Raw genomic sequence first — 12,772 nt, forward strand, 5'->3', positions numbered from 1 at the left:
CAACACTCCTTTTTCAATGTAAAAAAGCCACCCATAATGCTTGGGTGACTTTTCGTAAATTGGCTAAATAAGCACAAAAAGGCCCCAGAATGCATACACATCCTGAGGCTCTGGTTCACGTAATCATGTAGTCAGATCGAGATCCCATAAAGAAGGTTGTGTATTGGACAATATGAAATTGTTTTCGTAGTTTCTAAGAATTTGATCATGTCCAACGCCTCCTTTATTTGTAATTTTTTCCTTACATCCATCATTGTAAAACAGATGGATATAAAAGTAAATATAATTTTCGGAATATTTATTTTTTATCATTACCAAATGGCGTTCGCTAACCCTAAACCAATGATCAATGCGCCTGCTCCTTTATTCACCAACACTAGATGAGGTGTGATTCTTTTTGTGAAAATGCTAACCATAACACTTAAAAAAATCCACCAAATGGTAGCTCCTATAAAAACACCGCCAATTAGAAACAACGCGACTTGCACGGTCATGGAGCTTTCGTTAAATCCGAGTCCGGCAAACATCGCCGTGAAATTTAAAATGGTTACCGGGTTTGTGATCATTAAGAAAAAAGTGGATACGAACATTCCCAGCTTGCTTTCACCTGGTAAATCCGCCGCTTGATGCGGCACTTTCTTCACAAACGTTTTTACCCCTAAATAAAGCAAGAATGCTGTTCCTAAAATTTTGAGTAAAAGCTCATATTGTATTAAAAATGCCGAAACCGCAGAAAATCCTAATGCCGCGATACTTGCATAAACAACATTAGCTGTCACTGCGCCAAAACCTGTTAAGAATCCCGCTGTCCTTCCTTGTGCAAGCGTCCTTTGAATACAGAGCAATCCAATCGGCCCTACCGGTGCGGATATAGAAAACCCTAAAATGATACTTTTTAGTAATAACATTTAAGCTGTCCTTTCATCGCAATAAGGTTAAAAGTGAAAAGGCACCGAACAAGATAATAACCATGCCGGAAACGCGATTGATTATTGTTAACATGTTAGTTGTGATGTTTGTCTGAAACAAGCCAACTCCTATACTAAGAAACAGCCACCATAGTGCTGATCCCAAAAAATTCCTGCCACCAAAAGGATAGCTGAAGTAGAATTTGTTTGTGAGTTAGCCATTCCTAATCCAGCAAAAATCGCTGTAAACGAAAGTATGGTCATCGGATTCGTTAACGTCTGAACAAATACCGTAAAAAATGCTGCAAGTAAATTTTTCTTTTTTGGTCTTCCACTTACATCTGTTGCTCTAAAAATTAATGTTTTCACACCTAAAAACAAGAGAAAGATTCCACCAAAAAACTGAATCCACAGATGATGACTAATTAAAAACTGCGTGACGAACGTTATGCCAAGACCTGCCACCAATCCGTAATCAAATCAGCACATGCTGCTCCAAGTCTTGATACGAGCCCAGCCATTTTTCCTTGTGCTAACGTGCGTTGAATGCATAAAACACCAATCGGACCAACAGGGGCTGCAATGGAGATCCCTATGATTAATCCTTTAATTAAAAGTGCAAAATCCATTTCTTACTCCCCTGAAAGTTTGTACTGCTGCAGCGGCATTTCAATGGATTCTTTCAACGTATCCATCACAATTGTTGTTTTCGTCCGAACGATTCCAGTTAGTCCCTTAATTTCATGACTAATAACACGATCCAAATCTTTTGTGTTTCTTGATCTGATTTTTAACAGATAATCGTCTTCCCCCGCAATATGATGGCATTCCTGTACTTCTGTTAATGAATGAATCAATTTTAAAAACGGTGCTCTATGTTCTGGCCGTTCTAACGATACCGCAACGAATGCAGTTAGTTCATTTCCTACCTTCTCTGCATTCAACATGACTCCAAAATGCCTAATCACACCATTCTCGATTAATCGGTTCACGCGATCAGCAGTGGCAGGTGCAGACAAACCAACACGGGATGCCAAGTCGGCCCATTTGATCCTTGCATTACTTTGCAATAGCTCAATTATCTTTAAATCGAATGTATCCATAACACATTACCTTCATTTCGTAATTTTTTATTTATTTTAATTAATAAAATAAATAAAATCAATCTTTTCCTTTATAAAAAAAGAAACCCTGCAACTTTAGGGTCTCTAACTACATTACATATAATTGTTCAGTAGACTTTTTCTGCGGTACACACTCAGCACAACACCCATCAAGATTGAATTGAGTAAAATCGGAATTAATCCATAACTGATAAACGGAAGCGACATACTTGTAAGAGGAAAGAATCCCAATGCCATTCCGATGTTACTTACCATTTGAAACAGAAAGAGTGCCACACCACCAATAATGAGAAGCTTTCCAAAAGGATCTCTTACTTGCTGCGTAACCAAGATCATTCTTACAAGGACTAACGATAGGATAAAAGCCATGATGATCGCTGCCATCCAGCCAAAATGATGCGTGATGCTTACAAAAACAAGATTTGTATGTGCTTCAGGTATAAACTCCTGAAGGCCTTTTCTTCCACCAAACCAACCTGCTTTAGACATCACTTCTTTAATATGAAGAACAAGAAACCCAGCTCCATCAGCATCTTTTTGAGGCTGCAAAAACCCCATGATTCTTTCTTTTATAAAATACGATTGATACTGCCATGTAAGGATACCCGTTAAGGTAAGTGAAACAAGCGTAACGCCAGACACAGAGGCTTTCTGTCGCGTTGAAAATTTACTCCACCACAGCATTGATAGCACCAACGCAAAGTATAAATACGTGGTTGATAGACTTGGTATTTGTACAAACAATATTAGTGACAGTAGAAATAATAGTGTGAAATGCCATACTTTAAAAGAACTTTGGTTAAAGAAACAAGCCCAAGCCACCATAAAGAAAGGAAGCGCAAATAAGCTCTCAATGGTTAGCGGACCGATGTTTATATGAGGTATGCCGTTTATCATCGTGTTGGAGAAGAAACGCAAAGTTAAAAGCAGCAAAGACCCTAATCCGTAAAACAGCCATCCAACTTTCATAAACTTACGATAATCCACGAACATAAGCCCGATCGCAACGGCCATCCCAAATACCACAAATGTCACTTTGCGAGTTATAAGAGAATCCCCATATCCAAGGGCAACTAGAGGTAAAAATCCCAGCAAAAGAATAGCACTAATTAACGTTAGTAATACCCAATCAACTCTCGGCCGATGAACCTTATTTAACTGGATGCCTAATGTTACCGGGCTTCCCATCTGCTCAATCGCTTTTTGCTCTGCTTCCTTATCAGTGAAACCTTTGTTCAACCATACTTTCTTCGCTTCTTTCACATGATGATTCAGCTCATCCGATACATGCTGTTGCGCTTCCTTCGAACGGATCTGGCTCGTAACCTCATTTAAGAATGACTCTCTGCGATTTTCCATTCCGCTCCCCCTATCAACTGCTGCAGCACGACTTGTGATCGGCTTTCCTTTTTCTCGGCTTGTTTTAAAAGCTTTTTGCCTTTGTTCGTCAGCTGATAATACTTTACTTCCTCTTGCGATATCCAGGTAGATTGCAGGACTCTGTTATTTTCTAAGCTGTGCAACAAGATATAGAGCGCGCCTTCGTTGTCGTCAAAGTGTCTGATTCCTCGTCCTCTTAATAAGTTCGCTAACTGATATCCCGTTTTTTCTTGGCTTAATAGTTGTAAAATGCTTAAGATCATATTTTCCTTATTTCCTTGGTTACTTATTTTGTTTTGTATGGTTTCACGATGTTTTTCTGTAAATTTCACCTGAGAAAACGTCTTCTCGTTCATGATCTTTTTTAAACTTTTTAAACGATTCTCCATACTTAGCCCTCCAAACGTATTTTCAACAGTTCTTTTGATCGTCGTAATCTCGTTTTTACCGTATTGTCACTAACCTCTGTCATTACAGCAATCTCCTTGATCGGCAGCTCTTCATAATAAAAGAGATAGATGACTTCTCTATACTTGATTGGAAGCTGCATAATCGCTTCTATAAGTTCACCGTCATCTTCTCTTTGAATCACTTCATGTTCCACTAAATCCTTTTGAGTTCGGTGATTCTCAGGGTCATCTTCCGTTATGACTACCCTATTGTTGTACCAGCTTTTTAAAAAGTCTTTGCAATGATTGATCGCGATCCGCCACAACCATGTTTTAAACTTTGATTTTCCGTTATATGTATGTAGTGCGTTGTAACACTTCACAAAGATATCTTGTGTTAAGTCTTCGGCAACGGCTTTGTTGTTCACGTATGAGTAGACGAGCTGCAATAGATCTTGCCCATGCTCATTCATGGCTTCGATAAAGACCTCTTCTTTGTTTTCTGTATGCAGCGCGCCAGCTATCATTTCTTCCATATTTATCCCCCTCTCTTATTATTAGACGACTGACTGTAATTGCAAGTTTTTGTTAAAAGAAAAAATCTCAAAAAAAAGAACAGCGTCAATTAAACGCTGCTCTAAACTGAATTATCCACGAAAAAGATTTGCTGGCATTCCCTTCACGCCAGGCTTCACTTTGAACACCCCGCCTGCTTCTGGAAAACGATCTAAGTTTTCAACACTTGTATTCTTTCTTGCTGTAGTCACATACAGTTCATCCAGATTTTCTCCTCCAAACGTACACGAGGTAACGTTTAATGATGGAATAGGTATAGATAACAGTTGTTCACCTGTAGTTGGATTCCAACGAGATATTTGCGCACCGCCCCAATGAGCGATCCATAGCATACCGTCTTCATCAATCGTCATTCCATCTGGAGATCCAACGCCTTCTGGAAAATCTATCACTTCGGTCTGATTATCGATGCTACCTGTTTGTAGGTCATAATCAAATCTTGTAACTTTCTTTGTTGGCGTGTCAATGAGGTACATAAACTTTTGATCAGGAGACCAAGCCAGACCATTTGATATAGTAAGGTTTCCTTGCTTTTTTCTACCTCTAAATCTGTACCTAGACAATATAAAGAACCTGCTTCTTTTTCTTCACTTAAACTCATTGTTCCTGCCCAAAAGCGTCCGAAAGGATCACACTTTCCGTCGTTAAATCGATTTTCAGGCAGATGGTTTTCGGGGTCCGCAATGGGTGTGAGTTCTTCAGTCTCAACGTCCAAAAAATAAAACCCCTTTTGTAGAGCTACCACTAATCCACCCGACTGTCTTGGCGCAACCGTTCCAACCATTTGATCCAACTGAATCTCTCTATTTTTATGCGTACGCGGATCGTAAACATTTACCTTTTTATCTAGAATATTGACCCAATATAGCACTTTCTTATCCGAATCCCAGCATGGCCCTTCTCCTAGACTAGCTTTTGCTGGAATTAACAATTCAGCTTCACTATTTAACATGTTAACCTCCTTCAAACCGTAGTTGTATGTATATATACATTCCCTTAATCGTTTTAAGTATATCATGGGGATTGTGGCGTACCTGATTGTTTTAAATGTAGATGAAAATTCCTCCCACACCGTATAAATCAGGAAATACGGCACTTAATTCCTGAAATTTTAACATTAATCCCGCGAGTTTTGCCTATATATCCGCGAGTTTGCAAATTTCGACATCCCGCAATCCCAAATCATATAAAGAAAAGTGACGGATACCCGTCACTTTCCCATTTATGCCGTTTCTCTCTCCTCACCCACACGCTTAAACTAGCTTTCCTTCGTTAACTGCTGTGACAAATTGGAAAGCAAAGCTCCAATGAGATACGCTTGTTTGATTTTTTCATTTTGTTTGACGGATGTTACGGACATCTCTTCTGAACTCGCCAGGGTTTCTTGAGAAATGCTCGAGAACTGGATGGCAGCTGTTTCAATCTCAGGCAACACCACTTTTAGCTCTTGCAGGGCAACACTCATATCACTCATTCGCTCATTGTTTTCTACTACCGATTTCATCAAGTATTGAATAAACCCAGTAGTATTCTTCACTTGCTGTAAATGAGATTGATTCGTTTCACCAAGAATGCGTGATTCCTCGATTGCCTGCAGTGCTGTTTCATTCATCTGATTAACAGTCGCAATGATATCAGCCGCTGCTTCGCTCGACTGATCGGCTAACTTTCCAACCTCATCGGCAACTACCGCAAAACCTCTTCCAGCCTCACCTGCTCTAGCCGCTTCTATCCGAGCGTTTAATGCAAGCAGTTTGGTCTGTTCGGAAATATCCTTGATGGTCGAGATTACGTTTTGAGAATGGTTCGAATAATTCCCCATCTCATCAATGATTTGGTTTAAATGTGCAAAACGATCATGATTGTTATGAATCTCTTCAACTAGCTTCTCCACTTTTTCTTGGCCTGAGACAGCATTTTGGTTCATAGAAGAAAACTCATTCATTACCGCCATGACGTTTTTGTTCAGCTCACTCACTTTTTCTTGCATATCTGTAAAAAGGCGAACGCTATGCTCAGAGCTGATGGCTGTTTCTTTTGCGCCAATCATCACGTTCTCAATCCTGTTAAGAAGTTGTTCATTATAATGATTCGCCTCACTGTATGTATGTTCGAGCTCATCTCCTTGAGCCGTCAGTTCACTAGATATATGCTGAATCTGAGCATGTACATTTCTGATAAACGTCATCATCTGGTTGAAGCTCTCAATTAATCTCTGAATCTCGATATGTCTGGATTGATAAGTCACATTATGCTGAAAGTCACCTTTTTGTACACGTTTCATGACCCGGCTTAATGCAGATAACGGCGATGTGATACTTCTGATCAAGAATATGATTACAGCTGCTGTTAAAAGAATGCTCGCGATTACGGCAACAGCGATAAAGTTTCTTAACTCATAAATCGGCTGCATATAACTTTCTGTTTCAACGGCGATCACATAGATTCCGTTCAACTCTTGAATTTGCTTAAATGCGAATGTATATTCCTCGCCCCCGATGTCTGTGTGCAGCACACCATTTTCAAGTTTACTAATTTGCTTTTTACTGGCTGACGTCAAAGTAATGTCATCTTTTCCACTGGTCTTATATAAAGTTACTTTACTGTTCTCTATTAAAAAGATATTTGCTTTCATGTCGTCCTGCTGAAGACCAACGTACTGTGTGTTGATGCTTTCACCCAAACGTTTATTGAACATTTCTTCATCTCGTATGAAGCTGAATTTTAGATTTTTCGCAATGTCATACGTTGTCTCAGTTTCTCGTTCTAATCTATTTTCAATAATGGTTCGTGTTGTGTCTGATGCTTTGTTATAGCTGAAGATTCCTACGATTGAGATTGTTAAAACAACAAGTGAAAGCATCATCACTAACAGCTTTGTTTGTAAGTTAAGTTTGACCTTAAACGTAACAGGAAGCTTTATGTTCTCAAATAACTGTAACCTTTTAATCTGATATAATACCTTCTTCAAACTGCCCACCCCTTTTGTCTATGTATAGAAATTATGACAATTTTTACTAAGGAATGGTGTTAAGGTTTAGTAAAGAGTTTGTAAAGGTCTAAAGTCCCATATGAAAGATCATCTCTATGCCATATTCCCCATCATAATTTTCACCTTTATAAATGAAACCGGCTTTTTTGTAAAGGGATATAGCACCACCATTCGTTTCATGAACGGTTAAAAGTATTTCATTCTTATCTTCGTATTGATTCTTCACGATTCGAGGGAGCGTTCTTAACGCCTCAAGAGCATACCCTCTTTTTTGATAACGCACATCAATCGAGAACGATTTTAAAAGAATGGCATGCTCATTGTTTGTGTAGATATTGCCTGAAGAATTGGTATACAGAGCAAACCAGCCTACTAGGTCCTCTCCGGAACAGATAACAAATGGCTGGTTAAAGACATCATCTTGAAAAACATTAAGTACCTCTTCAGGCATGGAGGTATATAAGGCTTGCTCAGCTGGTAAGGAGTATTGAAGAGCTGCTCTGCGATCTCTGTTTTCATACATTCTGACTTCCATTCATTAACTCTCCTTTCTATAAACGAACAAGGATTTCTATATAAAAACAAAGAATAAACTGTTATGAAGTTGATGAGAGGATTGATGATGATGAAAAAGAAAATTGTTTTGGCATTTATCTTATTCATAGGATTTGTTTCTGTTTTATCAATCTTCTCCAAAGAGACGGTTCCAACTTCGATTGAAACTTCAATAAAAGCTAGACTAAAATCGAAAAGTGACACAATCGTTTATTCAGGAGAAAACGATTTCTGGAAAGCAGCGTTCTCTATGAAAAAATCTCAAAACCAATTGATGCTTACACACATTACAAGTGATAAAAAGCTTCCGCAAGAACTTACCTTCACACTAAGTACGGCTTATGATCAATCTAAAAAGCAAACAGAGATTGGAACATACAACTTGTCTTTTAAAAATTTTCCTAACCAGTTATCCGTTACATTTGATGGAAAGAGTGGGATTCTCGAAGGAAATAAGAAACTCGTTTTAAAGATTACAGGGAAAGATCATTATCAGTTTTTTAATCTTTATAAGGAATAGTAAGTTCTACTTATTTTTTATCTCTTCAAGAAGAGAAATCATTTTCTCGTTTTGCAAAATAATCGTTTCATTCTGCTTCCTGAATTTTGCTGCGTCAAACAAAAATACGATTAATATGATCAAAATAAAAAATTCCATTGATTCACCTCTTTAATTTTATATTTAAATGTTAACATAAATATCCAATTCTTTTATAAGGAGAACTAAAACCATGAACCATACTTTATTCCCCTCACCGACCATTTTAGAAGATGAAGTCATACAGTTGATTCCTATGGAGTATGAGCATTCCGTTCCACTTTATAAGATCAATCACACAGACAATTGGAAATTTATGCTTAGTGTCATTCAATCACAACACGATATGGATAACTGGGTAATGAATGCCATCGAACTTCGTGAAAAAGGACTAGCCTTACCATTTACAGTTGTACTAAAGAAAAACAACCAAATCGTTGGCACTACGCGTCTTTACGAAATAAGTACTGCACAACGGTCATGTGAGTTAGGTTCTACTTGGTACGGAAAAGAACATCAACGTACATTTGTAAACTCGGCATGCAAACAACTTCTGCTCACATACTGCTTTGAAACCTTAGATTATATTCGCGTGCAATTTAAAACAGACGAAAGGAATGAACGTTCACAAAAAGCCATTGAACGATTAGGTGCAGTTAAAGAAGGAGTCATGAGAAACGAACGCATCCTTTCAAACGGATATATTCGAAATGCCGTTCTCTATTCAATTACAAAAGAAGATTGGAGCAGTGTTAAGCAAGGGTTTATTGAGAGAAAAGCGTATTATCTTTCAAAAAAATGAACCACATTCAAAAATTACTAAAAGAATGTTGATTCTGAAAAGATTTTTTAAGCTTGTCTTCACTGGCAAGTTGATTGAAGTGCAAGGTGCGAGACTACGGCTAGGACAGGCGGGCAGGTGAGACACTTAGAAGTGAAACGTTAAGAATGTCGCTCACCGCCTGCCCCGCGGAAAGCGAGCAACCTGGAGCGGAAATCAACTACTTTCAAAGACGATTAGAAAAGCCTGCAGTACTTCATCTGCAGGCTCTATCATTATTCGTTTGTATGACTTGGTTCTTCCGGTATCAATATATGTCCGTTCTTTTCCTTGTTCAACATCACTTGCAGAATGGATGACGTCAACTGGCTTGGCTGATACGGTTTGATCAAGTACCCTGCTGCACCTAAGTTAAGCCCTCTCTGCTTTTCATCTAGTGCCGACGAAATAAAGATTGGAATGTTCTTTGTGGCTGGAGTACTTTTCAGCGTTTGAATCACTTGCCAGCCATCCATTTCGCCTTCTAGTAAAATATCAAGAACGATCGCTTCTGGCTTCGTTTCTTCAACCATTTTCACGGCATCTTCACCCGTGTTGAACTGCGCGATATGAAATCCGTGCTCCATTAACTCTTCCGTAATCAGTCCTGCGAGATGCCTGTCATCTTCAATGATGATGATATCCACCTTTTGCCCCTTCGTCTGAGTAACAGAGGCATTCACATACACATCATCAATCACGGGGAACATTACGGTAAACGTACTTCCCTCACCTAAATTGGACTCAACGGAAATATCGCCTTGGTGTACCTTAACGATCTCTTTAACAATGGCAAGACCAAGCCCTGTCCCGCCGATCTTCCTGCGGTCTGAGTTGTCCACTCTGTAAAACTTCGTAAACAGATTGCCAATCGCAGACTTAGGAATTCCAAGGCCTTCATCTTTTACATCTATCATTAGGTGATTTTCATTATTGCGTAAGGTGACCTGAACTTTCCCGCCTTCAGGTGAATATTTTACAGCGTTGGAGATCAGGTTCATGAACACTTGTGATAGCTTATCTCGATCACCGAACACTGATAGCTTTTCTGTTTGAACATCTACGTCAAACACGTGTTTCTCGCTATTCACTCTCTGTACGTCGATCACGTCTTGAATGATTGGCAAAACAGAGTGATACTTTTTATCGAACTCTTGGCTGCCGCTCTCCATTTTCTGAACGTCAAGAAAATCGTTAATGAGTGATGTTAGCCTGAATGCCTCTTGGTGAATCGTCGTTAAATATTTCTTCTGCCGTTCCGGTTTCAACTCACGTGTCAGCATTAGCTCTGTAAATCCTAGAACGCTCGACAGCGGTGTTCGAAGTTCGTGGCTGACGGTTGTTACGAACTCTGACTTCATCTGATCGACTTCATATTCTTTTGTGATATCACGGTACACAATGACCGTACCGAGCTTTGTATCGTTTTGAATCAGACTTTCTGAGTAGATTTGTATGACTCTCTTTACTTCACCTTCTAGTTCAAATACATAGGAGATGCCGACGTCGTTCTTTTCATGTACCGCGTTCTGAATAAAAGAGAGCAGTTCATGAGCGCCTGTAACTCTTCCCTTCAAGCGGCTTGTCCACTCCTCAAACCCCATGCTCGTTAACTGTTCTGGGTTGTCGCAGTCCATAAACTCACAAAACTTTTGATTGGCAGAAATGATGTTGCCGTCGTTATCGATGAGTTGGATTCCTTCATGAATGCTGTTCATCACATTTTTCATGTTAACACGCTGTTTCTCACTATCTTCATACAGCTTCAGTTTCTCTAGAGAAAGAGCGACTTGGCGGGCTAGACCTTGGTATTCTGTTACCTCATCACACGAGTAAGATGAACCTAAACGTGTTAGAACCATAACCGCCAGAATTTCACGTTTTCCTGAGAAAATCGGAATATACAGATCACCTGATTTAAATGGTTCATCGATATACCCTTTTTCTGATGCTGACGTCTCTCTCATCACTTGGTACGACAAGGTACTTTCCTTTAACCGAGCTAACATACCTGACTTAGGAAAATGGTCTAAGAACTGAATTTGCTCATTTTCGGACAGCCCGACCGTTGCCGTTTTGTTGCCATCGATTAACCAGATCAATCCTTTACTTGAATAAGTGATTTCGACCATGTTGCTTACGATGCTCTTTAGTAGCTGATGCTTATCAAGCGTATTGGAAATGGAGTGAATAAAAGAGTTCATTCGGAGCAGCATCTTTTCGTTCTGTTCCGTTGTTGATAGTGCTTCACGAAGCTTCTCTTGCTGCTCGTTTAGTTCGTCCTGCTGAGCAGCAAGTTCTTCGTTCTGCGCAATCAACTCTTGTTCATTATTTTGTATACCTCTGATCATTGTTTCAAACGCTTGAGACAGAACACCAATCTCATCGAGCCTATTTGTATACGGAACATTCGTAACAAACTGGCCGTTTGTAATCTCAGTGGAAATATCAGCGATCTTCCGAAGAGGACTTCCGAATTGCTTCATCATCATCCTGATCAGCCCAAGAAACGCCAGCACCATAAAGATGAGAAAAGAAAAATAGATCAGTTGACTCGTGCTTGTTTTTTGATCTTTTTTGCGATAAACCTCATCAATCTCTTTTTGAACGTCTGCCTCAAACGAATCAAGTGTGTCCAACACATCATAAACACGCTGTGTACCGCCATCTTCTTGGGACATTTTTATAATTTCATCGACCTTTCCTTCGCGCTTAAGTTGGATAGCACGCGGAAGGGAGTTATTAAAATAGGTATTCGTAAACGCTTTAATCTCTGCTAACACTTCTTTGTCTTCTTCGGATTTATACGTTTTTTCAAACGTTGCGAGATCAGCCTCAATCTGTTTTTCTTTCTGTCCGATCTTATCCAAAAAAGATTCCGACCCAAAAGCAAAATAGCCTCTTGAATCAAACATGATCGAATTCAGGTTCTCTTTCATTTCTTCTACAAAGTTCAGTTTGTTCTGCTTGGCTGAAATCTCTGTATCAAGCGATTCTGTTAAGTTAATATGATAGAGTCTGAGAGAAACCATACCGGATAAGAGCAGGATGACAAAAGTTAGATTAATGACAATTACTTTCCTGCCTAGACTTCGTTTGAAATAGTTACGCACCTAAGATCTCCCTATCGTTTCAAGGAGCTGTTGTGGACTGAACGGCTTTGACATGAAGTAATCAGCCCCCGCTTCCTTCATCCGTTCCCGATCTGTTTGTTGATTTTTCGCTGAAAGGATCATCATTTTAATCTCTTTCTTTTTTAAGATGGTCCTCGTTTTCTCAACAACCTCAAGCCCCGTCATACGCGGCATCATATAGTCCAATATGACAAGATCGTAGTCGTTCTCTGACAGTCTTTCATACGCTTCCTGACCGTCTGCCGCCTCATCAATCTCATATCCTTCGTCTTCTAGCGTATCAAGAACGAGCATGCGTAAAATTTCTTCATCCTCTGCTAAAAGAATTCTCGCCATGGATCATTCCTCCGATCCCT

Annotated in this window: 14 protein-coding genes and 1 pseudogene; 2 read left to right on the plus strand and 13 right to left on the minus strand. The window is 39.4% G+C overall.

Annotated features, from left to right (window positions below; all coding sequences use genetic code 11):
• Window positions 1-311 precede the first annotated feature (311 nt).
• The 10 genes and pseudogenes from ACEWFH_RS17800 to ACEWFH_RS17845 all read right to left on the minus strand — a co-directional run bounded on the left by ACEWFH_RS17800 (window position 312) and on the right by ACEWFH_RS17845 (window position 7,904).
• Entirely contained in the window at window positions 312-908 is a 597-nt protein-coding gene (locus ACEWFH_RS17800) for a LysE family translocator (protein ID WP_473725074.1), read from the minus strand.
• Window positions 909-1,037: 129 nt separating this feature from the next.
• Complete coding sequence (locus ACEWFH_RS17805) at window positions 1,038-1,373, minus strand: LysE family transporter (RefSeq protein ID WP_473725075.1); 336 nt, start codon at window positions 1,371-1,373, stop codon at window positions 1,038-1,040.
• Window positions 1,355-1,537 carry a hypothetical protein gene (locus tag ACEWFH_RS17810; RefSeq protein ID WP_473725076.1) on the minus strand — a complete coding sequence of 61 codons (183 nt, stop codon included), beginning with the start codon at window positions 1,535-1,537 and terminating at the stop codon, window positions 1,355-1,357. The genes ACEWFH_RS17805 and ACEWFH_RS17810 overlap by 19 nt, the downstream gene beginning before the upstream one ends.
• A gap of 3 nt (window positions 1,538-1,540) precedes the next feature.
• Window positions 1,541-2,011 (minus strand): Lrp/AsnC family transcriptional regulator, encoded by a 471-nt coding sequence (locus ACEWFH_RS17815; RefSeq protein WP_473725077.1) that lies wholly within the window; start codon window positions 2,009-2,011, stop codon window positions 1,541-1,543.
• Window positions 2,012-2,125: 114 nt separating this feature from the next.
• Complete coding sequence (locus tag ACEWFH_RS17820) at window positions 2,126-3,391, minus strand: FtsW/RodA/SpoVE family cell cycle protein (RefSeq protein WP_473725078.1); 1,266 nt, start codon at window positions 3,389-3,391, stop codon at window positions 2,126-2,128.
• Entirely contained in the window at window positions 3,364-3,801 is a 438-nt protein-coding gene (locus ACEWFH_RS17825; protein WP_473725079.1) for a PadR family transcriptional regulator, read from the minus strand. Before ACEWFH_RS17825 ends, ACEWFH_RS17820 begins: the two co-directional genes overlap by 28 nt.
• Window positions 3,802-3,803: 2 nt before the next feature.
• Window positions 3,804-4,337: a sigma-70 family RNA polymerase sigma factor gene (locus ACEWFH_RS17830; protein WP_473725080.1), complete on the minus strand. Its 534-nt coding sequence runs from the start codon at window positions 4,335-4,337 to the stop codon at window positions 3,804-3,806.
• A 111-nt stretch (window positions 4,338-4,448) separates the two neighbouring features.
• Window positions 4,449-5,329 (minus strand): annotated as a pseudogene (locus ACEWFH_RS17835) (SMP-30/gluconolactonase/LRE family protein).
• 306 nt (window positions 5,330-5,635) lie between these two features.
• Window positions 5,636-7,348, minus strand: a complete 1,713-nt coding sequence (locus tag ACEWFH_RS17840) for a methyl-accepting chemotaxis protein (RefSeq protein WP_473725081.1) — start codon at window positions 7,346-7,348, stop codon at window positions 5,636-5,638.
• An 88-nt stretch (window positions 7,349-7,436) separates the two neighbouring features.
• The gene (locus tag ACEWFH_RS17845) at window positions 7,437-7,904 is read right to left on the minus strand and encodes a GNAT family N-acetyltransferase (RefSeq protein WP_473725082.1); all 468 of its coding nucleotides are present in this window, start codon (window positions 7,902-7,904) and stop codon (window positions 7,437-7,439) included.
• A gap of 87 nt (window positions 7,905-7,991) precedes the next feature.
• On the opposite strand from ACEWFH_RS17845, the gene ACEWFH_RS17850 reads away from it, so the two are divergent.
• On the plus strand, window positions 7,992-8,444 hold the full coding sequence (locus ACEWFH_RS17850; protein ID WP_473725083.1) for a hypothetical protein: 453 nt from the start codon (window positions 7,992-7,994) through the stop codon (window positions 8,442-8,444).
• 6 nt (window positions 8,445-8,450) lie between these two features.
• On the opposite strand, the gene ACEWFH_RS17855 is transcribed toward ACEWFH_RS17850, so the two are convergent.
• Window positions 8,451-8,582, minus strand: a complete 132-nt coding sequence (locus ACEWFH_RS17855; protein ID WP_473725084.1) for a hypothetical protein — start codon at window positions 8,580-8,582, stop codon at window positions 8,451-8,453.
• 73 nt (window positions 8,583-8,655) lie between these two features.
• Here ACEWFH_RS17855 and ACEWFH_RS17860 point away from each other — a divergent pair, with 73 nt between their 5' ends.
• Window positions 8,656-9,264: a GNAT family N-acetyltransferase gene (locus ACEWFH_RS17860; protein ID WP_473725085.1), complete on the plus strand. Its 609-nt coding sequence runs from the start codon at window positions 8,656-8,658 to the stop codon at window positions 9,262-9,264.
• 254 nt (window positions 9,265-9,518) lie between these two features.
• On the opposite strand, the gene ACEWFH_RS17865 is transcribed toward ACEWFH_RS17860, so the two are convergent.
• Window positions 9,519-12,395 carry an ATP-binding protein gene (locus ACEWFH_RS17865; protein ID WP_473725086.1) on the minus strand — a complete coding sequence of 959 codons (2,877 nt, stop codon included), beginning with the start codon at window positions 12,393-12,395 and terminating at the stop codon, window positions 9,519-9,521.
• Entirely contained in the window at window positions 12,396-12,752 is a 357-nt protein-coding gene (locus tag ACEWFH_RS17870) for a response regulator (RefSeq protein WP_473725087.1), read from the minus strand.
• Window positions 12,753-12,772 lie beyond the last annotated feature (20 nt).

This window comes from Fictibacillus sp. EA-CB0309, from assembly GCF_055814265.1.

What these genes read in the sequence shown, in the direction of transcription:
- ACEWFH_RS17800 (WP_473725074.1), bottom strand. Translation starts at nt 908, where the DNA reads ATGTTATTACTAAAAAGTATCATTTTAGGGTTTTCTATATCCGCACCG.
- ACEWFH_RS17810 (WP_473725076.1), bottom strand. Translation starts at nt 1,537, where the DNA reads ATGGATTTTGCACTTTTAATTAAAGGATTAATCATAGGGATCTCCATT.
- ACEWFH_RS17815 (WP_473725077.1), bottom strand. Translation starts at nt 2,011, where the DNA reads ATGGATACATTCGATTTAAAGATAATTGAGCTATTGCAAAGTAATGCA.
- ACEWFH_RS17820 (WP_473725078.1), bottom strand. Translation starts at nt 3,391, where the DNA reads ATGGAAAATCGCAGAGAGTCATTCTTAAATGAGGTTACGAGCCAGATC.
- ACEWFH_RS17825 (WP_473725079.1), bottom strand. Translation starts at nt 3,801, where the DNA reads ATGGAGAATCGTTTAAAAAGTTTAAAAAAGATCATGAACGAGAAGACG.
- ACEWFH_RS17830 (WP_473725080.1), bottom strand. Translation starts at nt 4,337, where the DNA reads ATGGAAGAAATGATAGCTGGCGCGCTGCATACAGAAAACAAAGAAGAG.
- ACEWFH_RS17845 (WP_473725082.1), bottom strand. Translation starts at nt 7,904, where the DNA reads ATGGAAGTCAGAATGTATGAAAACAGAGATCGCAGAGCAGCTCTTCAA.
- ACEWFH_RS17850 (WP_473725083.1), top strand. Translation starts at nt 7,992, where the DNA reads ATGATGAAAAAGAAAATTGTTTTGGCATTTATCTTATTCATAGGATTT.
- ACEWFH_RS17855 (WP_473725084.1), bottom strand. Translation starts at nt 8,582, where the DNA reads ATGGAATTTTTTATTTTGATCATATTAATCGTATTTTTGTTTGACGCA.
- ACEWFH_RS17860 (WP_473725085.1), top strand. Translation starts at nt 8,656, where the DNA reads ATGAACCATACTTTATTCCCCTCACCGACCATTTTAGAAGATGAAGTC.
- ACEWFH_RS17870 (WP_473725087.1), bottom strand. Translation starts at nt 12,752, where the DNA reads ATGGCGAGAATTCTTTTAGCAGAGGATGAAGAAATTTTACGCATGCTC.